This window comes from Tannerella serpentiformis (assembly GCF_003033925.1).
In the GTDB taxonomy this organism is placed as follows: domain Bacteria; phylum Bacteroidota; class Bacteroidia; order Bacteroidales; family Tannerellaceae; genus Tannerella; species Tannerella serpentiformis.
The window spans coordinates 1,085,800-1,107,089 of record NZ_CP028365.1 but is presented as its reverse complement, the minus strand read 5'-3'; the positions used below and the strand labels follow the sequence as shown (position 1 = coordinate 1,107,089).

The window sequence follows — 21,290 nt, the reverse complement described above, 5'->3', positions numbered from 1 at the left end:
AAAAACGAAAAGTCCCACCGGCTGGGGAGACGGGCAAACCCATCTCCGCCTGCCGGCAGGACTTTGCGCTTGAAACGGTTAGTTGTTAGTTGCCGAACACCAGCTGCCCCTCGCGGAAGTCCACCTTGACGGCATGGCCGCGGTCGATCTTGCCGCTGAGGATCTCTTTCGAGAGCTCGTTGAGGACAAGCTCTTGGATGGCGCGCTTCACGGGGCGGGCGCCGAACTGCGGGTCGTAGCCCTTCTCGGCGAGGTAGGCCACGGCGGTGTCGGAGAATTGCAGCGCGATGCCGTTGGCGGCGGCCATGCGCTCCACGCCCTTGAGTTGCAAGCCGACGATCTGGCGGATCTCCTGCTCGGTGAGCGGGGTGAACATGATGATCTCGTCGATGCGGTTGAGGAACTCCGGACGGATGGTCTTCTTCAGCAGGTCGAGCACCTCGGACTTCGTTTCGGCGACGACGCGCTCACGGTTCTCGTCGGTCAGTTGCTCGAAACGGTCGCGGATGAGCGACGAACCCATATTGCTGGTCATGATGATGATCGTGTTCTTGAAGTTCACCGTGCGGCCCTTGTTGTCCGTCAGGCGGCCGTCGTCGAGCACTTGCAGCAGCACGTTGAAGACGTCCGGGTGCGCCTTTTCGATCTCGTCGAAGAGGACCACGGAGTAGGGCTTGCGCCGGATGGCCTCCGTGAGCTGTCCGCCCTCGTCGTAACCGACGTATCCCGGAGGCGCTCCGACGAGCCGCGTGGCGCTGAACTTCTCCTGATATTCGCTCATGTCGATCCGCGTCATCATGTTCTCGTCGTCGAAGAGGTATTCGGCGAGCGCCTTGGCCAGCTCCGTCTTACCGACGCCCGTAGTGCCGAGGAAAATGAACGATCCGATGGGGCGCTTCGGGTCTTGCAGCCCCGCCCGACTGCGGCGCACGGCGTCAGCAATGGCGCGGATGGCCTCGTCTTGACCTACGACGCGCTTGTGCAACTCGTCCTCTAAGTGCAGCAGTTTCTCGCGCTCGCTTTGCAACATCTTGCTCACCGGGATGCCCGTCCAGCGGGAGACGACGTCGGCGATGTCTTCGCTGTCCACCTCCTCTTTGATCATGGCCGAGGCGCCCTGCATCTCGTGCAACTGGCGCTGGATGTCGGCGTTCTCCTCCTCTTTCGTCTTGATCCGCCCGTAGCGAATCTCGGCTACCTTGCCATAGTCGCCCTCGCGCTCGGCGCGGTCGGCCTCGTACTTCAGCGACTCGATGTCGATGCGGTTCTGCTGGATGCGGTCGATCAGCTCCTTCTCGTTTTGCCAGCGCGCTTTTTGCTTCTTCTCGTCCTCCTTCAGGTCCGCGATCTCGCGGCTGAGCTGCTCGAGCTTCGGCTGATCGTCTTCGCGCTTGATGGCCTCACGCTCGATCTCCAATTGGGCGATGCGGCGCGATACCTCGTCGAGCGATTCGGGCACGGAGTCCACCTGCATGCGCAGACGGGCCGCCGCCTCGTCCATCAGGTCGATGGCTTTGTCGGGCAGGAAGCGGTCGGTGATGTAGCGCGAGGAGAGCTGCACGGCCGCGATGATAGCGTCGTCCTTGATGCGGATCTTGTGGTGATTCTCATACTTCTCTTTCAGTCCGCGGAGGATGGAGATCGTGTCTGCCTCGTCCGGCTCGTCCACCATGACGGTCTGGAAACGCCGCTCCAAGGCCTTGTCTTTCTCGAAATACTTCTGGTACTCGTCGAGCGTCGTGGCGCCGATGGCTCGCAGTTCGCCGCGTGCCAAGGCCGGCTTGAGGATGTTGGCCGCGTCCATCGCGCCGTCGCTCTTGCCTGCACCCACCAGCGTGTGGATCTCGTCGATAAAGAGGATGATCTGCCCGTCGGACTTGGTCACCTCGTTCACTACGGCCTTGAGTCGCTCTTCGAACTCGCCCTTGTACTTCGCTCCAGCGATCAGTGCGCCCATGTCGAGCGAGAAGATCTGTTTGCTCTTCAGGTTCTCGGGCACGTCGCCGCGCACGATACGGTGCGCCAACCCTTCAGCGATGGCCGTCTTACCGACGCCCGGTTCACCGATCAGGATCGGGTTGTTCTTTGTCCGTCGACTCAGGATTTGGAGCACGCGTCGGATCTCCTCATCGCGTCCGATCACGGGGTCGAGCTTACCCGACCGTGCGCGTTCGTTCAGGTTGATGGCGTATTTGCTCAGCGAGTCGTACGTGTCCTCGGCCGATTGGCTGGTCACGTGGTTGCCCTTCCGCAGCTCGTCGATGGCCGCGCGCAGCTCCTTCTCGGTCATGCCCGCGTCCTTGAGCATTTGCGAGGCGTCGCTACGCTCGGAGAAGAGCGCCAGGATGATGTGTTCGAGCGACACGTATTGGTCGCCCATCTTGCCGCAATAGTCCACGGCTTTTTGCAGCACCGCGTTGGCCTCGCGGCTGAGGTAGGGTTCGCCGCCCTCCACCTTCGGATAGGAGGCGATCTTCCGATCCAGCGCCGCGTTCAATCCTTGCGGGTTGATGCCTAACTTTTGGAAGAGGAAGTTCACCACACTCTCACCTGTCAGTATGACAGCTTTCAAGAGGTGCGTGACCTCGATGCTCTGTTGGTTTTGCTGGCCGACCAGCTCTACCGCCTTCTGCACCGCTTCCTGCGATTTGATCGTGAAATTGTTCAGATTCATATGTGTTATGCGTTTTATTTACTGTTTGATGATTGTTTCTGGAGCCCCCTATGGTCAAATCTGGTGCCGTGGAATGGATGGTGACAAAATGACAGGACAAAGCCCCGCCGATCTGATCGACGAGGCTGATCTCTTAGGTGTGAAGTCTGGCAGGCCGCCTGCCAAAGTGGTCGGACACTCCGGTGACGTTGGCAGGCCGCCTGCCGGGACTATCGGACACTCAGGTGATGTTGTCAGGCCGCCTGCCAGGACTATCGAACACTCAGGTGATGTTGTCAGGCCGCCTGCCAGGGCTATCGAACACTCAGGTGATGTTGTCAGGCCGCCTGCCGGGGCCACCGGACACTCCGGCGATGTTGTCAGGCCGCCTGCCAGGGTTTACCGGCCGACGAGCGGAATAGGAATTACGGCTGCGTGGGCTCGTTGATGACCCGCATTTCGCAGCGCACGCAGTCGAACTCGAGCCGGAGGCGTGTCCCCTCGTGCAAGAGATAATACGGCTCGCGGAAGGGTGACCGGCCCTGTTGGTGTACCGGGCACCAGCCCATGCTGTAACGCAGGCAGTGGCGCGTGAACATCAGTGGGACACCTGCGCGGGGCTGCTCTTCGTAAGCTCGCTCGACGGTGCGCACGCCGTGGCTGCGATAGAAGGCCTCGGCTTTGGCGTTGCTGATGTTGGCCGTGTAATCGACTGTGGAGCTGGGGTAAACGGCGGTCGGGGATTCGGCGCGACGCCTGCGACGTGTGCGGCGAGCGAGGCGTTCGGACAGCAGTCGGTCGACGGCCTCGCGACGCATTTCACCGAGCAGTGAGGAGGGCACGAACAGGTTCTCGTGCATGTCCACGGTGACGCGCGCAGCCTCAAAAGGTGTGGTGCCGAGGCGCGAGAGTTGGGTGCGGATGTTCTCCCCTTGCGGTTTGACGGCTGGCTCGGCAGCGAAGGTGCGCGTGACGGTCACGCCGCATCCCGTGGCGTCCGTCAGGGTGAGCACAAAGCCGTCCGACGTGTCACTCCACACGATGTCGATGGCGATGCGGCGCTCGGCCGATGGCTTGGCGAGAACAGCCTCGAAGGCGCTGTCGACGTTGCGATAGAGCAGTGTGCCCGGCTTGACGGCCGGCATGCGTGCAGCGACAATGCGCCGACCCTCAGCTCGGTTCACTCGGAAGCCTTCGAGCTCGCCTCGCGGGTTGAAGAAGACCAGTCCGTCGCCGTTGTGGAGCGGCTTTGTGCCGTCTACGATGAGTCCACCGCCACGATTTGCACTGGCGCGTCCAAGGGGTTCGCCGATCGATTTGGGCGTGTCGAACGAGGTGATGTCGGGCCTGCGCCCATGGAGGAAATAGTCGGTGAAGCCGCGGTTGAAGCTCTTCTCCGGCCGCGGCTCGAAGGTGTAGGTGGATCGTCCGTCGGACGCCCGTCGGAGCGACGGATCGCGCGCCAGAATCTCGTCGAGTCGCTGGCGATAGTAAGCGGTGACATTCTTCACGTAGGCCACGTCTTTCAGTCGGCCCTCGATCTTGAGCGAGGAAACGCCGGCGGCAATCATAGCCTCGAGGTCGTCCGAACGGTTCATATCGCGGAGCGAAAGCAAGTGCTTGTCTTGAGCTATCGTCCGTCCGTCTGTGTCGACCATTGTGTAGGGCAGTCGGCAACACTGCGCGCATGCGCCGCGGTTAGCGCTGCGTCCCGTGAGGGCCGAGCTGAGGTAACATCTGCCGCTGTAGCTGACACATAAGGCACCGTGGACGAAGGCCTCAAGCGATACATCCTTCGGCGTGGCGTCGGCTATGCGACGGATCTCCTGGAGCGTCAGTTCGCGTGCCAGCACCACCTGCTCGAAGCCCGCTTGGGCCAAAAAGGCGACCTTCTCCGGCGTACAGTTGTCCATTTGCGTGCTGGCGTGCAGAGCGATCGGGGGGAGATCAAGCCGTGTCAGTCCCAAGTCCTGCACGATGAGCGCGTCCACGCCCGCGTCGTATAGTTGATGGATCATGCGCTCGGCCTCCTTCAGCTCGTCGTCGCGGAGGATGGTGTTGAGGGCGACGTAGATCGACACATTATATATATGGGCAAAATCGCAGAGTGCGCGGATGTCGTCAAGCGAGTTGCCAGCCGCGGCGCGTGCGCCGAATTTGGGAGCACCGATATAGACAGCATCGGCGCCATGCAGGATGGCCTCTCGGCCGCACGCCAGATCCTTGGCCGGAGCCAGCAGTTCGATAGGTCGGGCCATCGGTCAGAGGTCGCCTAAGTGACGGATGTCGTTGAGGTGGTAAGGCGTAGCCTGATAGACGTAATAGTTGAGCCAGTTGGAGAAGAGCAGGTTGGCGTGCCCCCGCCACCGCACAATGGGTGGCTTCGACGGGTCATTGTCCGCGTAGTATCCCGTGGGTGGAGCGATGGATAAGCCCTTCGCAAGGTCGCGTCGGTACTCATCGTCGAGCGTATTGGGCGCGTACTCGGAGTGCCCGGTGATGAAGAACTCGCGCCCCCCACGCGCCATCGCCATATAGACGCCCGCCTCATCGCTCTCTGAGAGCAACGTCAGCCCGGGTATTCCGACCATGTCGCTACGTCGCACCTCCGTGTGCCGGCTGTGTGGCACATAGAATTCGTCGTCAAAGCCGCGGAAGATGGGCAGGAATGGCTCGTTCATCGTATGGCGGAAGACGCCGAACATCTTGCTCGGTAAGTCGTGTTTCTGTACGCCGAAGAAGTGATACAACGCCGCCTGTGCCGCCCAGCATATATAGAAGGTCGACGTCACGTGTGTACGTCCCCAATCGAAGATCTCGGTCAACTCGTCCCAATACCTCACCTCCTCGAATGGCATCCGCTCTACCGGCGCCCCAGTGACGATCATACCGTCGTAAAATTCATCTCGCATATTGTCGAAATCCCGGTAGAACTCGCGCATATGCTCCACCGGCGTGTTCTTGGACGTGTGGCCCTTGATCTTCATCAGCTCCAGCTCCACCTGTAGCGGTGTGTTGCTCAGCAGCCGCACCAAATCGGTCTCGGTGGTGATCTTGAGTGGCATCAAATTGAGCACGACCACCCGTATAGGTCGGATGTCTTGCGAGTTGGCTCTGAGTGAGTCCATCACGAAAATATGTTCCGTCTTGAGTAGCTCTACGGCCGGCAGATTCTTCTGTAGATTGAGTGGCATATACTTGATTTCCCTTGCTTGTTGGGGTGATTTTTGATCGGGCGGCAAATGTAGCAAATGGTAGAAAGGCATTACGGACAGTGCGAATGCGCCTATTGCTACGTCTCCTTATCGAGGGCTTTCGATAATTATTTCGTGCGAGAATTTCCTTGTTTTCTTCCGAAGGCATACTTTTGCCATCAAATTTTTAACCATTAAACAAGTGTGTATATGAACAGGAAAATTGTTACGTTATTATTGGCAGCGGGTGCCCTGGTTGGGGTTTCATCTGTTGCAAGCGCACAGCTGACAGGTCAGCCGTGGAATCCCATGTGGGATATGGTAATGAGAGGAAATGATACCACAATTAGGCATCTTCCGAATCGTCCAGCAGCTCCTCGCCCAAGTGATCCGACTGCTGCTTGGCTCGATAGCACTCGTATTCGTCTTTATGAAGGATGTGCAGTACAGGTAGATACGGCATTCATCATCCCTGCTGGAAAGAATCGTCGGATCGTCTACAAGAATATGCCGAAAGACCATCTGGGACGGCATTACATTGTAAATGCGGTTACAGATAAGGTGTATACGGAGTTCGATACGATCAAACTGCCGGATGATACAGCTAAGACTGTTCTGTCGATGAACTTTAAGCACTTCAAATTGAGTGATGGCGAGCCGACTTTGCGTGATGGCTATCTCGGTGATATCCTACTTCAGGTTAAAGTAGGTAGTGAGTGGACTGGTTCAGCTTATGGAGGTGCCATTGAGAAGGTTGATACTCTCTTGTATCAGTACTTTAACCTTCCTCAGATCACGAATCTCAGGAAGGTAGATCCTTCACCTCGAGATACTGGACGTTTTGCTTTCAAATGGAGTGGAGCATTGGTAAACGGTGCTAATGGCGATCCTTACGAGCATTGGTCAAGCTGGGAGGATACTTCCATCCATAGTGGAGACAGCGTATTCTATGTTGCTCCTGCATACTACAGTTTGGACCGCGGTGCTACATGGTTGCCATGCGAGTCTGAAGGTGTCGATCTGAATGCTCGAGACATTGCAGATATGGGTAGGGATGTACCTGTCTTGGTAAGAGTTCCGAACGGATGCGGAAGCTATCAGGTGATTGAAGCACAAAGTCAACCGAATCCTCCTGTAGTTACACGAGAAGTAACCATTGAGAATGGAGATGGCGGAACGGTAGATCCGTACAAGAACAAGATAAATAGTGGTAGTGATTTCACTTTCACTGTTCGTCCGACCGGATCTAATGTGCCGAATGTCACAACGAGTCGTGACAAGGTGATTTCCGATGCGAGAGGTGTATTGTGGAAGAAAAATGCAGATGGTTCATACACATATACTGTACGTCGCGTTCAGGAGAATCTGACAGTGAAACTCTCTTATACGCAGTCTAACACTGAAGTGGCCGGAACGCGTGTATGGAGTGAGAACGGACAACTCTACGTTACGGCAGCTGTTTCTGGTAGAGCGAACGTGTACAACGTACTTGGTAAGTTGAACCGTAGCCTGACGTTCTCTGCAGGTGAGACGAAGAGCGTGGCTGTACCGGCTGGTATCTATGTTGTATCGCTGAATAACGGCAAGGCTTATAAGGTGGCCGTTCGTTAATCGTACGGATTAGATTCCAGATTTAGAACAGAAGGGTTCGGAGCTGAATAAGGCTTCGGGCCCTTTGTCTTTGGGGACGTCGGAGAGTCCATAGAGCCTTTGTTGCATACATACAGACCATGCAGATTCATCCGAGAGTGTGCTGTTGTAGAGCGAGAGCCGCATTGCTGTTTTCCTATCTTTGCGGCCGTTTCAAACGCAGATATTATTACGCAGAGGTGGCTAAACGCCTCGGATATTCTAATCAGAAAAAAGAGTAAGAGATGAGAACGGCAATTGTTGGAGCCAGTGGCGCAGTGGGACAAGAATTCCTTCGGGTACTCGAAGAACGAGACTTCCCGGTGGATGAGCTTGTGCTCTTTGGTTCGTCGCGTAGCGCGGGGCGCGAATATAAATTCCGCGGGAAAGCATACACAGTAAAAGAGTTGAAGCATAACGACGATTTCCGTGGAGTCGACGTGGCTTTCGTATCAGCTGGAGGAGGAACGTCCACAGCTTTTGCGGAGACGATCACGAAGCACGGTGCGGTGATGATCGATAATTCCAGCGCATTCCGTATGGATGCGGACGTTCCGTTGGTAGTGCCCGAAATCAACCCGGAGGATGCGCTCAAACGTCCGAAGGGAATCATTGCCAACCCGAACTGTTCAACGATTCAAATGGTTGTGGCGCTGAATGCGATCGAGAAGCTGTCGCACATTCGGCGTGTGCATGTGTCGACTTACCAGGCGGCCAGTGGCGCGGGTGCAGAGGCGATGAACGAGTTGCGGACGCAATACATGCAGTTGGCACAAGGAGAGGAGCCGGTGGTAGAGAAATTCTTCTACCAACTGGCCTACAACTTGATCCCGCAGATCGACGTCTTCACCGACAACGGATATACGAAGGAGGAGATGAAGATGTATCATGAAACGCGCAAAATCATGCACTCCGACGTCGAAGTGAGCGCCATGTGCGTGCGGGTGCCGGTAATGCGTGCACACAGCGAGGCGATTTGGGTAGAGACGGAGCGGCCCGTGTCTGTCGAAGAGGCGCGCGCGGCGTTTGCAGCTGACAAGGGCATCGTGTTGCAGGACGATCCCGCCAAAAAGGACTACCCCATGCCACTCTTCGTGGCCGGACATGATCCGGTTTACGTCGGCCGAATACGCAAGGACCTCGCTAACCCGAATGGCTTGATATTCTGGACTGTGAGTGACCAAATCAAGAAGGGTGCAGCGCTCAATGCAGTGCAAATTGCCGAATATTTGATCCAGGCTGGAAACATCGGAAAGTGATCGATCGATAGCCGAAAGTTACGGGGAGAACGGACGCGATTCGTTCTCCCCGTTTTGTGTTCGGACAAAATGTCATTTGATAGCGACAAAATGAGTCAAGAGTCCTTACTCAACGTCTTTGCAGGGCGCATGCGCCGGCTGCTGGGCGACGATTACGAGGTCTTTGAGCGGGCATTAGAGGGCGCGCCCACGGTCAGCTTGCGTGTGAACCCTCGGAAGGCGACGGACGGGCAAGATCTACCGGTGGGGGACCGTGTGCCGTGGTGTGAGACAGGGCGTTACCTCACGGAGCGGCCCGCCTTCACTTTCGATCCGCTGCTCCATGCGGGCGCCTATTACGTTCAGGAGGCAGCCTCTATGTTCCTCGAGAGGGCCGTCGGCCGTTACGTGACGGAGCCGGTCGTGGCGCTTGACCTCTGTGCTGCGCCCGGTGGCAAGTCGACGCACCTGATCAGCACGTTGCCCGAGGGTAGTCTGCTGATAAGTAATGAAACGATCCGCAGCCGCAGTCGCATTTTGGCTGAAAACATGGCCAAGTGGGGTGCCCCGAGCGTGGTCGTGACCCAGGCTGACGCGAAGGATTTCGGTCGGCTGACACACCGTTTCGACCTCATTGTGGCCGATATGCCGTGCTCGGGCGAGGGGATGTTTCGTAAGACCCCGTCGGCGCGGGCGGAGTGGAGTCTGGAGGCGGTGAGGCTCTGCGCCGCTCGGCAGCGTCGCATTGTGCATGACGTCTGGCCGGCGCTTCGCCCGGGCGGACTGTTCGTTTATTCGACATGCACGTTCAATACGGAGGAGAACGAGGACAATCTCCACGCCTTCGCGGACGCCTTCGGCGCCGAGGTGCTGCCGGTCGATACGCCCGAGGCGTGGGCTGTCGGCGGTGCGCTGACGGGGACGTTGCCTATCTGTCGGTTTTGGCCCCATCGCACACGTGGCGAGGGATTTACGCTGGCTGTGATCCGAAAACCGGACGACGGTCCGCTGCGCGCTACGCGTTTGCGACCGACACGCCGTCAGCCTGCGGCGGCTGTGCCCGAGGAGATGAAGCGGTGGCTTGTGGCGCCGGAGGATTACGCCCTGGAACGCACGGCGGACGGACGTGTGCGGGCCCTTCCGCGGGCGTTTCGCGACGTGGTGACGGAGCTCGAGGCGCACGTCCATGTGCTCACTGCGGGCGTTCTGCTGGGTGAGGTCAAGGGGCGTGACGCTGTGCCATCGGCGGCGTTGGCGCTGAGCTCGGCGCTGCGTCCGGAGGCGTTTGCGACGGTCGACCTCCCGCGGCTGGAGGCCCTTCGCTATCTGCGGCGCGAGGCACTCTCGCTCCCGGCCAATGTGCCGCGCGGATACGTCCTGGCCGCCTACGGCGGCCTGCCGTTGGGATTCATGAAGCAACTTGGGCCGAGGGCGAACAACCTCTTCCCGGATGAGTGGCGAATCCGTAAGGAGTTGATTTAGGCCGAAATAGGTGAGAAGAAAAAAGTCCTGCCGGACGAAAGGAGCAAGCGGGCTCTTCTCGTCCGGCAGGACTTTTTTTGTGTTGCCACGAAGGTGTTTCCTTCCGACCTATCCATGTGCTCACTGCGGGCGTTCCGCTGGGTGAGGTCAAGGGCCGTGACGCCGTGCCATCGGCGGCGTTGGCGCTGAGCTCGGCGTTGCGGCCGGAGGCGTTTGCGACGGTCGACCTCCCGCGGCCGGAGGCCCTCCGCTACCTGCGGCGCGAGGCACTCTCGCTCCCGGCCGATGTGCCGCGCGGATACGTCCTAGCTGCCTACGGCGGCCTGCCGCTGGGATTCATGAAACAGCTTGGGCCGCGGGCGAACAACCTCTTCCCGGATGAGTGGCGAATCCGTAAGGAGTTGATTTAGGCCGAAATAGGTGAGAAGAAAAAAGTCCTGCCGGACGAAAGGAGCAAGTGGGCTCTTCTCGTCCGGCAGGACTTTTTTTGTGTTGCCACGAAGGCGTTTCCTTCCGACCTATCCATGTGCTTACTGCGGGCGTTCCGCTGGGTGAGGTCAAGGGCCGTGACGCCGTGCCATCGGCGGCGTTGGCGCTGAGCACGGCGCTGCGTCCGGAGGCGTTTGCGACGGTCGACCTCCCGCGGCCGGAGGCCCTCCGATACCTGCGGCGCGAGGCACTCTCGCTCTCGGCCGATGTGCCGCGCGGATACGTCCTGGCCGCCTACGGCGGCCTGCCGCTGGGATTCATGAAGCAGCTTGGGCCGCGGGCGAACAACCTCTTCCCAGATGAGTGGAGAATCCGTAAGAAGTTGATTTAGAACGAAATAATTGACGTGAAAAAAAGTCCTGCCGGACGAAAGGAGCAAGTGGGCTCTTCTCGTCCGGCAGGACTTTTTTGTGTTGCCACGAAGGCGTTTCCTCCCGACCTGTGGCTGCGCTCAGGAGCAGAGCGAAAGCTCGATGCGGTTTTCGGCCATCATCCGTCGCATGTTCAGGATGGCGTAACGCATGCGGCCGAGGGCCGTGTTGATGCTGACGCTTGTGCGGGCCGCGATCTCCTTGAAACTCAGCTCTTCATAGTAGCGCATTTCCAAGACTTCGCGCTGATTAGCGGGTAAAAAGCGGATCATCTTCTTGACGTCTTCGAACACCTGTTTGTTGACCAACATTTCCTCTATCGTCTTGTCGCTGAAGCGCATATCGTTGAAAAGATCCACGGCTACCTCGTCGTTCGAGATGGTGTTCTCGTTGCGCTCTTGGCGGAAGTGATCGATGATGAGGTTGTGTGCGATACGCGTGATCCACGCCTTGAAGCGGCCGGATTCGGTGTATCGCCCTTGGCGGATGGTCGTGATCACCTTCATGAAGGTCTCTTGAAAGAGATCTTCCGTCAAATCATAATCACGCACGCTGAAATAAATGTACGAGTGGATCGTTTGTTTATAGCGCTCCAATAGCGCGTCGAAAGCGTCGTTATTCCCGTTCGCATACATCGCAACCAACGTCTCGTCGGTCTCCGATTTCATTTTACTCATTACGTCTTTAGTTTTGGTTTAAGAGTAATGTCTTGCAATAGGCAGCGGGGGATTTGGGGGGATTAATAGATGGATTCTTTTGTTATTTGACGGCTGCAAAGTAACGCAGAAAGGCCTTGCTGGCCAAGCCTCGGCCGGCGTTCGCGCGCGCAATGCGGCTTATTTTGTACAAAACCCGTGGCTTCGTTTTCAGATCAATGGCCCAAAGGCGGAAGGTGGGCTGATGGAGGCGGGAAAAATAGACAAATATTGCTATTTGTGATGTCGTTCGTTGCTGAGCTATGTCCATTGCCATACGCAATCAAAGGTTTGTTCTCTCGAAGCTGTACGTAGTTTATAGTAGGCTGTTTCCGCTTGGGGTTATTCGTGTAAAACCTTAAGCAAAAGGATAATACATATAGAGACACGGTCGAGAGAGTTGAGGAATTACACGTCATAGATTGCTACTCTTCCAAAGCCTTAAACAGATAGAATCTGAAAAAATACACCTCTCAAAAGCCTAAGGCAAATACCCTTCAACTGTTGAATTGTCCGCAGGAAGCTGAGAGATGCGTAATCTGAAAAATGTAAGACTTAAAAGCCTAAGGAAAATTGGAGCTTATCACTGTCGAGAGCAATTTGCCTTAGGCTAAAGGATGAATCACGCTGGCGAGACGAAATTGCTTCAGGCAAATTGAAGAATCACACTGGAAATTCCGGATTGCCTTAGGCAAATTGATGTTCTTCACTGGAAATGCGAAATTGCCTCAGGCAAATTGATTTTTCCAGCGTGATTCTTCAATTTGCCTGAGGCTTTTTGCTCTCGACGGTGAAATCACTCATTTTCCTTAGGCAATTGGATGCAGACTAAGTAATTTTTCCGTCTACCTGAGGCTTTCTATCATATCACATATTGGAGGGATACATTTCTTAAAGCGATGGAGCGTCGACGAATTGATTCTTCCGTCCGCCTGAGGCTTTTTCTCGTATTACGTATTGAAGAGATATATCTCTTGAAGCTATGAGGTCTCGACGAGTTGATTCTTTCGTTTGCTTGAGGATTTCTCTCGTATCACATATTGAAAGGATACGTTTTCTAAAGCTATGGAACCTCGACGAATTGATTTTTCTGTCCGCCTGAGGTTTTTTGTGTATCACGTATTGAAGCGATACTTATCCGAAGGGGAACGGGCGTTAGGGGAAGACGATGCGCTGCGGCTTTGGGCTGAAGGTGGCAGAATGAAAAAAGGAGCCGGATGAGGTTGTCATCCGGCTCCTTACGGTTTTCGCGGCGCCATCGAGGCGCGCTGTGTACGGTTTAATCGATGTGGCTCAAAGCGGCCAACGGCTTGTGGCTCAGAAGCGATAGCCGAAGGTCAGGAGCGTGCGCGTGGTCTTGATTTGCGTCGACGCTACGTCCGCGCTGAGGGCGCTGAGGTGACGCGAGGCGTCGGTGATGGGCAGGTCGGAGAAGGGGTGCAGCTGCTCCGCGGCGCTGCGGTAGAGGCAAGCCAAATCCACGTAAAAGTTAGGCGTGAAGCGGTATCCGAGGCCTACGGTATAGGTGTTGGCGGTGCCGACGGTGGAGTAGTGGGTGACGGTCCCGGAGGTGAAGATTTCGCCGCCCGCGGTGAGCCGTCCCTGCATCGGCGAGGCCTGCCAGACGTAGCCGGCGCGCACCGAGAACTGGGGTGTGACGCGGTATTCGGCGCCCAGCTTGAGCGTCTGCCCAACTTTGAAATCGCGCTCCGCCTGCTGCGTGATGTCGCTGTAATAGGTGTCGTCGTCGCGGTTCCCGAGGCGCATCTTTCGATAGTCGGTCAGCTCATAATCCAGGCTCAAAAGGGCCGTTTGCCCCACCACGCCCGCCAGGCTGAAGATCCAGCGGTCTGGCGATCGGAAGGCGTAGCTGAACGAGCCCTTGTCTTGCGGCGTCGAGCTGGACATCAGCGGCTTCTTGGCGTCAGCGGAGGAATAACTTTGGGCCGAGGCGTAGTAGTAGTCCGTCATGCGGTACCATTTGGGGGAGTTGTAAGCCACGCCCAAACGGAGCTCGTCGATGGGCCGGATGATGGCGCCGAGGTTGATGGAGTATCCCGAGCCGTCGGTTTCGAGCGCGTTTTGGAGGGCGGCGTAATTATTAGCGCCGAAGTCGTCGCGCTGTGCCGAATTGAGGTGGTAGGTGATGTCGGTCACGGCGACGGTGGCGCCGAGGAAGACGCGGTCGGAGATGTTCATCGAGCCCGAGAAATTGTACTCCACGATTTGTCCACTTTCGTTAATCTCCATCGTCGATTGGCTTGGCGAGTTCGAGGTCCAAATGCCGCTGCTGTTGTAGGCACCAAAACTGCTGCCGTAGACGTCGTTAAGATCTTTGTACCTGGTTCCGAAAAAGCCCGCCTTGTAGCCGAGGACGGAGAGCCAATCGCCGGTGAGGTCGTTATACGCGGAGTTGGCTGCCAATTTGTCTTCTGAAAGGCCGAAAATCCTGCCGTTTTGTTCGCGCGCGGTGGAGGTGCGCATCGCGGCGTAGTCGGCCAGCGACCGCGTGGGGCGGCCCGTCACGTGATAGGCGCGGTTGTAGTCGCGCACGCGGTTGTAGGCCACGCCGAAGTTCCAGGCCTTGATGCCGCTGTCGTAGCCCGTGGGCACATAGCCGACGTACGAGAAGTTGTCGAAGCGCATCCGCACCAGGCCCTTGCTGTCCTTCACACCCGTCCAGGTGGCGTCGGCGTCGGTTCGGGTCAGGGCGAGCGTGGTCTGGAGCTCGGAGCTGCGGTAGACGGCTATTCCGGCCGGGTTGTGCGACATAGCGGACATATCTCCGCCCAATGCGCCAAACGCACCCCCCATACCGATAGATCGGGCCGTGCCATTGAGATCCATCGGCGAGTAGCGGTAGGCGTCCATTTCCTGCTGTGCCCAAAGTGTGGCGGCGCTCAGGCTGAGCAGCGCTGCCACATAGATCCTTTTCATCTTCATCTGCTTTGTTCTTCTTTTTTGGTTTAACGTGTCATAAAAAAAGAGTGTGTGCCGAACGGGATGAACCGCCGCCACACGCTCTTTGCTTTGCTATGATGGATGGTGATGAGAGCTTATAGCTCAAACTTTTTCCTACGGTTACATCGTTTTAGCGCCTTCCGCCGCCGCTGCTGGAGCGACTGCTTCCGCCGCCTCCGCCACCGCCGCTGTAGCTGCCTCCGCCACCGCCGAAGCTGCCCGAACTGCTGGAGCGTGTGCTGCTTCCACCGAAGCTGCTGGAGCTACTCGAGCGCGAACTGCCGTAGCTGTTGTCGTAGCTGCTGGAGCGTGAGCTGTTGCCGCTATAGGAGCCGGAGGAGCGGGTGCTGCTGCCGTTGTACGAGCCCGACGAACGGGTGCTGCTGCCGCTGTAGATGCTGGACGAACGACTGCTGCCGCCGTCGTAATAGCCTCCGGATGAGCTCCGTGACGAGGCGCTGCGACTGCTGCCTTCGTACACTGACGAGCTGCGTGAGGAGGAGCCGTTGCTGCCGCCGTCGTAGTATCCGCCGGACGAGCTGCGGGACGAGGATCGTGAGCTGCCGCCGTCGTAAAAGCTGTCGGAGCTGCGCGAGGAAGAGCGCGTGCTGCTGCCGTCGTAGCTGGATGAGCTGCGTGAGGATGAGCTGCGGCTGCTGTAGATGTCGTCCGCCGTGCGGCTGTAGCTGGAGCTTCGGCTCGAGGCGTCGCGGCCGCTCCGGGTATATCCGTCGGATGAGGAGCGTGTGGAGGTCGAGCGCGTGGAATAGACGTCGCTGTAGTTGCCGCCGTCAGAAGAGCTGCGGTAGGTGGTCGATCGCGATGAGTAGTCGCGGCGGGTGTCACGGTTTCCGTTGTCCCAACCGTAATAGTAGTTGTTGGTTGTGGACGAGTAGGGATAGTAATAGTCGGCACAGCGATACCCCCAGTAGCCGCCATAATATCCGCTCCAGCCGCTATACCACGGGTCGTACCAGGGATCATACCAGCTGGCGTAGAATCCCCCCCAGCCGAAGCTCCACCCCCAGTAGGCGTTGCGCCAGCGCCAGGCTGATCGCCAGGGCGAGTAGAATCCGCCGTAAAACCATGGGTCGTACCATGAATACCAAGCGTCCCAGCCATTGCCGACGTTTACGTTGATATTCACGTTGGTGCGGCCGCCGGAGTAGTCGGTATCGTAGCTGTAGGAGTAGTATCCGTCGCTAAGATTGAGATCCACGTTGTCGGCGCCGGTGATGGTGATTTTGCTCGGGGAATGGTAGCGAATGATGCGTTCGGAGTACTCATTGTCGCCGCGGCGTTCGCTCGCCTTGGCCTTGCGGTTGTCGTCGCGAGCGTCACGGTCGTAGTCGTTATAATCCGCCGTCGAGCTGTCGGTGTAGCGGCGGTTGTAGGCATCCACATCGCGATCGCTGTCGAAGTTGTCGCGATCCCGATCGTAGCGCTGGCGTGACGCGGGCCGGTCAGAGGCCGACATGCGTCGTTCGTCCGTGCGTTCTCTCTTTTTGCTCTTTGTGGAGAAATACACGTCGTCGTAGTAGTCCTCTTGGGCCGTGGCGCTGATGGCCGCGAGCAGCAAGAGGCTGGTCAGGTAGACTGATTTCATCGTTTTCATCATCGTAATCTCCTCGTTGATTAATGTGTGGTTCTTGTCCCCGTTTGACGGGGTACATTGCTGAAGTTTAAGTGGCTGCTAAACCGTTGATTCCTTACGAGAGACAAACGTACGCATCTTTCGGAGGGCGGTTTTGCAGGCCGATATACTTTAACAACCCGAACGCTTTCGGCTGGCCACGTTTTAGCCCATCCTCTGGGTCAAAAAGTCGCGCAGAATGAGTGCGTGGTTGTGGTCTGTCGCCTTAGCGGCGGAGAGCAGCGTGACGGTGTCGTATGGCCGTATGCGGCTGATCACTTCGTCCACGCTGGGGGCGGTGGCGAGCTCTGATCGGTAGCGCTGGCTAAATTCAGCCCAACGTCCGTTGGGATCTTCGTGAAACCAACGGCGGAGTGCAGGGCTTGGGGTGAGATCTTTGGGCCAGAGGTCGTAGGGCAGGGCGTCTTTACGAATACCACGCGGCCACAGCCGGTCGACTAAAATGCGATAGCCGTCAGCGGGATCGGCAGCCTCGTAAACGCGTTTGATTTGAATGCAGGGCGTCATTATCTGAATGTTTATGGTGCAATAATGAGAGGGAAACGGCAGCGGGTTCGCTGCATAGGGCGCTGGAGCTTTCGGCAAATCTTATTCCAAAGTGGCTACCGTTGGAGGAGAGGGGAACGAAAAAAGGCACCCGTTGCGGGGTGCCTTCTTCACGTTGATCTGTGCGATCGGACGACGCGGATGGGGGAGGGCTACTCCTCGGTCTGCGTAGCGGCGTACTCTTTGAGCAGCTTCTCCTGCACGTCGGTGGGGACGAGCTCGTAGCCGGAGAACTTCATTGTGAACGAGGCGCGGCCTCCGGTGATGGAGCTCAGCGACGTGGAGTAGCTGGACATCTCTTTGAGCGGCACCTTGGCCATCAATTTCTCACAGCCGCGCTCGCTATTCATGCCCATGATCAGGGCACGACGGCCCTGAAGGTCGCTCATCACGTCGCCCAAGTAGTCGCCGGGGACGAGCACTTCGATGTCGTAGATCGGCTCGAGGATCTTCGGCGCAGCATCGCGGAAGGCGGTGCTGAAGGCGTTGCGTCCGGCCAGCATGAAGGAGATTTCGTTGCTGTCCACGGGGTGCATCTTACCGTCATAGACGCAGACGCGGACATCGCGGGCGTAGGAGCCGGTCAGCGGACCCTGCTCCATGCGGCCCATGATCCCTTTAAGGATGGCCGGGAGGAAGCGAGCATCGATGGCGCCGCCTACGATGCAGTTGACGAAGACGAGTTTGCCGCCCCACTCGAGGTCGTAAACCTGCGTGTCGCGGACGTTCATGCGATACTCTTGGCCGCCGAAGCGGTAGGTGCCGGGGGCTGGCATGCCCTCGTAGTAGGGCTCGATGATGAGGTGCACCTCGCCAAACTGTCCGGCGCCGCCAGACTGTTTCTTGTGGCGATAGTCAGCCCGGGCGGACTTGGTGATCGTCTCGCGGTAGGGGATTTTAGGCTCGAGGAACTCGATGGCCAGCTTGTCGTTGTTCTCGATGCGCCACTTGAGGGTGCGGAGGTGGAACTCGCCTTGACCTGAGACGATGGTCTGCTTCAGTTCTTTGGACTGTTCGACGATCCACGTCGGGTCCTCCTCGTGCATGCGGGAGAGGATCTCGCTCAGCTTCTCGGCGTCGGCCTCGTTGACCGGCTTGATGGCGCGGCGGAATTTGGGCTCCGGGTACTTGATGAAGTCGAAGCGATACTCGCAGCCTTTGCCATTGAGGGTGTTGCCGCGGCGGACGTCTTTGAGCTTGACCGTGGCGCCGATGTCGCCCGCTTCCATCTCGCTGACTTCGCTGCGGATCTGGCCGTCGACGGCGAAGAGTTGTGCGATGCGCTCCTTTGAGCCACGGTCGGCGTTGGTGAGATCATCGCCCACCTTGACTTTGCCCGAAACGACCTTGAAGTAAGACACCTGCCCGATGTGCGGTTCGATGGTGGTCTTGAAGAAGAAGAGGCTGGTCGGGCCCGCGGGATCGGCCGTGACTTCGATACCTTCCGTGGTGACGGGGCGCGGCATTTTGTCGGTACAGGGGACGACGTTGCCGAGGAACTCCAGTGTGCGGCGAACGCACATGTCCTTCCCTGCGCAAACGCAGAAAATGGGGAACATACCGCGGCTGACGAGGCCTGCGCGGATGCCTGCGCGCATGTCGTCCTCGGAGAGGGTGCCCTCTTCGAAGAACTTCTCCATCAGCGTGTCGTCATGCTCGGCGGCGGCTTCGACGAGCGCCTTGTGGAGCTCGGTGGCCTTGTCCATCTCCTCGGCGGGGATGTCGAGCACGTCTGGTTTGCCGCCCTCCGGCTTCCAGCGATACATTTTCATCTTCAGCACGTCCACCACGGCGTTAAACGCGGCCCCGGTCTGCACCGGATACTGGATCTGCACGGCTTTGGCGCCGTAGTTTTCGCGGAGCTGATGGACGGTGTTGTCGAAGTCGGCCTTGTCGTTGTCCAGCTGGTTGACGACGAAGATGACGGGCTTGTGAAACTGCTCGGTGTAGCGGAACTGGTTGATGGTGCCCACCTCGACGCCGTACTGGGCGTTGATGACCATCAGGGCCGTGTCGGTGACGTTGAGGGCCGAGACGGCGCCTCCGATGAAGTCGTCCGATCCGGGGCAGTCGATGAAATTCAACTTCAGCCCGTTCCATTCGACGCTGAATACAGTGGAGAAGACGGAGTAACCGTAGTCCTTCTCTACCGGGAAATAGTCGCTGACCGTGTTGCCGGCTTCCACCGTGCCACGGCGCTTGATCACTCCACCCTCGAAGAGCATGGCCTCTGCCAGGGTGGTCTTACCCGATCCTGAACTCCCCAGGATGGAGATGTTCTTGATTTCGTTTGTCTGATAAACTTTCATCGTAAAAGTGTTTTTGAGTGATGGATAATCGAGAATTGTCACTTCCATGCCGCCTTTTTATCGGTGGCGACGGCAAAGAAAGCAGGTTTGTTGTGAATGGGGATAGGGAGGTGTTTTGGGGTGTGCAATTCGGTGTGAAAAGGGTCGGCCACGCTCGTCTGGGCATATAACGGAAGGTGGAGGGTGTGGCGGTGGAAAGTGTATCTATTTCAGACGACAACGTGGGGTAATGCCCCGCATGTTTAATCCCCTCAGACAGGGTAAAAAGGCGATACACTGAAGCGATACTTGTCGTTTTTCGCAATGGACTTATACGCGTGGATCCTCTCTATGTCTCACACAATGGCAGAGTCATCAATATGGAAGCCTCTCATGTCTCAGTCGATAGCCAATTCATGCACCATGAAGCGCTCCATGTCCTAGGCGGTGGCGCGTTCCTATGCCATAAATGAACCGTTGTCTCAGACAATACTAAACACCTTGTCTATGGATTCACGATTATCCAAGGCGATCGTGAATAAGAATCAATCCATTTATTATTTATTGAGAAGATAACAAATGAGATTGCGTGTATTTGTTATTGATCGAGACAACAATGAATGCCTCGATCAGGTATTTAGTATTGTCTGAGACAATGGGATTTTTCTGTTCGGGGAGGGGCTTATTGCTTTAGACAATAAAGGATTCTCTATGCAGAAATCGCTTACTACTTCAGGCAATGGGACTTTCCATGTATAGGCGTTTTTTATTGCTTCAAACAATAGGGACTTTTACATACAGGAATCGCTTATTGTCTGAGACAATAGGGGATTGGAGGACAAAGCAAAGATTACGCCCTGAGGATTTGGGTCAGGCGAAGAGGGAGGAGATGATGCCGTCGGAGACGAAAAAGGCTTCCTCGGTGAGGCGAATGGTGTCGGCTGGGTCGTGCAGGCGGACGAGGCGACCGGAGGCGATGTAGGGCGTGGCGTGGCGGAGGAAGTGGGCGAGGCGGCGGGGGCCGAACGTGTCGCGGAGGTGTGGCAGGCTGATGCCCCACATGGTGCGAAGGCGGGTCATGAGGTACTCGTTGTAACGCATATCGTCGTCCGTCACTTCGCGCTCTCGGTCGGGGCGGCCGGAGAGGTTGCCGGTGACGTAGGCGGGGAGCGAGGCTACGTTCCAGCTGCGGGCGCGGCCGTCGTAAGAGTGTGCCGAGGGGCCTACGCCGATGTAGCGCGCACCGGTCCAGTAGGCCGAGTTGTGTCGGGCAAAGCGGCCGGGGAGACTGAAGTTCGACACCTCGTAGTGCTCCCAACCGGCGCGGGCGGCGCGCTCGATGAGGAGGCGGTAGAGGCGGACGCTGACGTCCTCGCTGATGGCGTGGATGCGTCCGCTGAGGAGCTGCCGGTGGAGGGGTGTGCCTGCCTCGTAGGTCAGATGGTAGGCCGAAAGATGGGAGACGCCGAGGCGGAAGGCCACGTCGAGGTTGCGCGCCCAAGCTTCCGGGGTCTGGTCCGGGAGGCCGTAGATGAGGTCGATGCTGATGTCGGTGAAGCCCGCCTCGAGGCAGCGGCCGACGGCCCGGATGGCGCCCTGGGAGTCGTGGCGGCGGCGGAGGCGGAGGAGGTCGGCGTCGTCGAAGCTCTGCACGCCGAGGCTGATGCGGCGGATGGGGAGCTGGGAGTGGAGCTGGCGGAGGTAGTCGGCGGAGAGGTCGTCGGGGTTGGCCTCCAGGGTGATCTCGCGGCAGGATGAGACGTCGTAGTGGGCGCGAATGGTGCGGAAGATGGCGCGGAGCGCATCGATGGGGAGCTGCGAGGGGGTGCCGCCGCCGAAGTAGATGGTGTCGAGCGGCTCATGGTCCAGCTCTGCGGCGCGTTCGGCCAGCTCGCGTCGGAGGGCGCGGAGGTAATCGGTGCGGAGACGGCTGTCGGTTTGGGTGTAGAAGTCGCAATAACTGCAGCGCTGGGTGCAGAAGGGGACGTGGACGTAGAGGCCGGCCATGGGGTGGAGGAGGGGTGAGGCGTGAGGGACGAAACGTTTGGACTGGCCGCGGCGTGAGGCGCAGTGGGCGATCCGGCGGGGAG

The 21,290-nt window shown here is 57.8% G+C and carries 14 protein-coding genes; 5 read left to right on the top strand and 9 right to left on the bottom strand.

Annotated elements, in window-relative coordinates:
• Positions 1–85 precede the first annotated feature (85 nt).
• From clpB to metA, 3 genes are all read right to left on the bottom strand, one after another.
• Entirely contained in the window at positions 86–2,674 is a 2,589-nt protein-coding gene (gene clpB / locus C7123_RS04525; RefSeq protein WP_069175922.1) for an ATP-dependent chaperone ClpB, read from the bottom strand.
• Between the two features lie 404 nt (positions 2,675–3,078).
• Positions 3,079–4,911 carry a peptidase U32 family protein gene (locus tag C7123_RS04520; RefSeq protein WP_069175921.1) on the bottom strand — a complete coding sequence of 611 codons (1,833 nt, stop codon included), beginning with the start codon at positions 4,909–4,911 and terminating at the stop codon, positions 3,079–3,081.
• Positions 4,912–4,914: 3 nt separating this feature from the next.
• The gene (gene metA / locus C7123_RS04515) at positions 4,915–5,847 is read right to left on the bottom strand and encodes a homoserine O-acetyltransferase MetA (RefSeq protein WP_069176431.1); all 933 of its coding nucleotides are present in this window, start codon (positions 5,845–5,847) and stop codon (positions 4,915–4,917) included.
• A gap of 210 nt (positions 5,848–6,057) precedes the next feature.
• Between metA and C7123_RS04510 the strand changes: the two genes are divergently transcribed.
• The 5 genes from C7123_RS04510 to C7123_RS04490 all read left to right on the top strand — a co-directional run bounded on the left by C7123_RS04510 (position 6,058) and on the right by C7123_RS04490 (position 11,016).
• A complete protein-coding gene (locus C7123_RS04510; RefSeq protein WP_159049834.1) occupies positions 6,058–7,458 on the top strand; it encodes a DUF6383 domain-containing protein in 1,401 nt (466 codons plus the stop codon).
• Between the two features lie 263 nt (positions 7,459–7,721).
• A complete protein-coding gene (locus C7123_RS04505) occupies positions 7,722–8,735 on the top strand; it encodes an aspartate-semialdehyde dehydrogenase (protein WP_037982055.1) in 1,014 nt (337 codons plus the stop codon).
• A 90-nt stretch (positions 8,736–8,825) separates the two neighbouring features.
• Positions 8,826–10,196 carry a methyltransferase RsmF C-terminal domain-like protein gene (locus tag C7123_RS04500; protein ID WP_069175919.1) on the top strand — a complete coding sequence of 457 codons (1,371 nt, stop codon included), beginning with the start codon at positions 8,826–8,828 and terminating at the stop codon, positions 10,194–10,196.
• Positions 10,197–10,312: 116 nt separating this feature from the next.
• Entirely contained in the window at positions 10,313–10,606 is a 294-nt protein-coding gene (locus C7123_RS04495) for a methyltransferase RsmF C-terminal domain-like protein (protein ID WP_069175918.1), read from the top strand.
• 116 nt (positions 10,607–10,722) lie between these two features.
• Entirely contained in the window at positions 10,723–11,016 is a 294-nt protein-coding gene (locus C7123_RS04490) for a methyltransferase RsmF C-terminal domain-like protein (protein ID WP_069175917.1), read from the top strand.
• Between the two features lie 120 nt (positions 11,017–11,136).
• On the opposite strand, the gene C7123_RS04485 is transcribed toward C7123_RS04490, so the two are convergent.
• From C7123_RS04485 to hemW, 6 genes are all read right to left on the bottom strand, one after another.
• Positions 11,137–11,733: an RNA polymerase sigma factor gene (locus tag C7123_RS04485; RefSeq protein WP_037981142.1), complete on the bottom strand. Its 597-nt coding sequence runs from the start codon at positions 11,731–11,733 to the stop codon at positions 11,137–11,139.
• A 1,335-nt stretch (positions 11,734–13,068) separates the two neighbouring features.
• Complete coding sequence (locus C7123_RS04475; RefSeq protein WP_069176430.1) at positions 13,069–14,688, bottom strand: OmpP1/FadL family transporter; 1,620 nt, start codon at positions 14,686–14,688, stop codon at positions 13,069–13,071.
• A 154-nt stretch (positions 14,689–14,842) separates the two neighbouring features.
• Positions 14,843–16,327 carry a hypothetical protein gene (locus tag C7123_RS04470; RefSeq protein ID WP_216820864.1) on the bottom strand — a complete coding sequence of 495 codons (1,485 nt, stop codon included), beginning with the start codon at positions 16,325–16,327 and terminating at the stop codon, positions 14,843–14,845.
• A gap of 183 nt (positions 16,328–16,510) precedes the next feature.
• The gene (locus tag C7123_RS04465; protein WP_069175914.1) at positions 16,511–16,873 is read right to left on the bottom strand and encodes a DUF488 domain-containing protein; all 363 of its coding nucleotides are present in this window, start codon (positions 16,871–16,873) and stop codon (positions 16,511–16,513) included.
• Positions 16,874–17,064: 191 nt separating this feature from the next.
• The gene (locus C7123_RS04460; protein WP_069175913.1) at positions 17,065–19,221 is read right to left on the bottom strand and encodes an elongation factor G; all 2,157 of its coding nucleotides are present in this window, start codon (positions 19,219–19,221) and stop codon (positions 17,065–17,067) included.
• A gap of 849 nt (positions 19,222–20,070) precedes the next feature.
• Positions 20,071–21,207 carry a radical SAM family heme chaperone HemW gene (hemW, locus tag C7123_RS04455; RefSeq protein ID WP_069175912.1) on the bottom strand — a complete coding sequence of 379 codons (1,137 nt, stop codon included), beginning with the start codon at positions 21,205–21,207 and terminating at the stop codon, positions 20,071–20,073.
• Between the last annotated feature and the right edge of the window lie 83 nt (positions 21,208–21,290).

Excerpts from the sequence above, each read along its gene's own strand:
- C7123_RS04465 (WP_069175914.1), bottom strand. The coding sequence starts at position 16,873 with ATGACGCCCTGCATTCAAATCAAACGCGTTTACGAGGCTGCCGATCCC.
- C7123_RS04500 (WP_069175919.1), top strand. The coding sequence starts at position 8,826 with ATGAGTCAAGAGTCCTTACTCAACGTCTTTGCAGGGCGCATGCGCCGG.
- C7123_RS04475 (WP_069176430.1), bottom strand. The coding sequence starts at position 14,688 with ATGAAAAGGATCTATGTGGCAGCGCTGCTCAGCCTGAGCGCCGCCACA.
- C7123_RS04470 (WP_216820864.1), bottom strand. The coding sequence starts at position 16,327 with ATGAAAACGATGAAATCAGTCTACCTGACCAGCCTCTTGCTGCTCGCG.
- C7123_RS04460 (WP_069175913.1), bottom strand. The coding sequence starts at position 19,221 with ATGAAAGTTTATCAGACAAACGAAATCAAGAACATCTCCATCCTGGGG.
- hemW (WP_069175912.1), bottom strand. The coding sequence starts at position 21,207 with ATGGCCGGCCTCTACGTCCACGTCCCCTTCTGCACCCAGCGCTGCAGT.
- metA (WP_069176431.1), bottom strand. The coding sequence starts at position 5,847 with ATGCCACTCAATCTACAGAAGAATCTGCCGGCCGTAGAGCTACTCAAG.
- clpB (WP_069175922.1), bottom strand. The coding sequence starts at position 2,674 with ATGAATCTGAACAATTTCACGATCAAATCGCAGGAAGCGGTGCAGAAG.
- C7123_RS04485 (WP_037981142.1), bottom strand. The coding sequence starts at position 11,733 with ATGAGTAAAATGAAATCGGAGACCGACGAGACGTTGGTTGCGATGTAT.
- C7123_RS04510 (WP_159049834.1), top strand. The coding sequence starts at position 6,058 with ATGAACAGGAAAATTGTTACGTTATTATTGGCAGCGGGTGCCCTGGTT.
- C7123_RS04505 (WP_037982055.1), top strand. The coding sequence starts at position 7,722 with ATGAGAACGGCAATTGTTGGAGCCAGTGGCGCAGTGGGACAAGAATTC.
- C7123_RS04520 (WP_069175921.1), bottom strand. The coding sequence starts at position 4,911 with ATGGCCCGACCTATCGAACTGCTGGCTCCGGCCAAGGATCTGGCGTGC.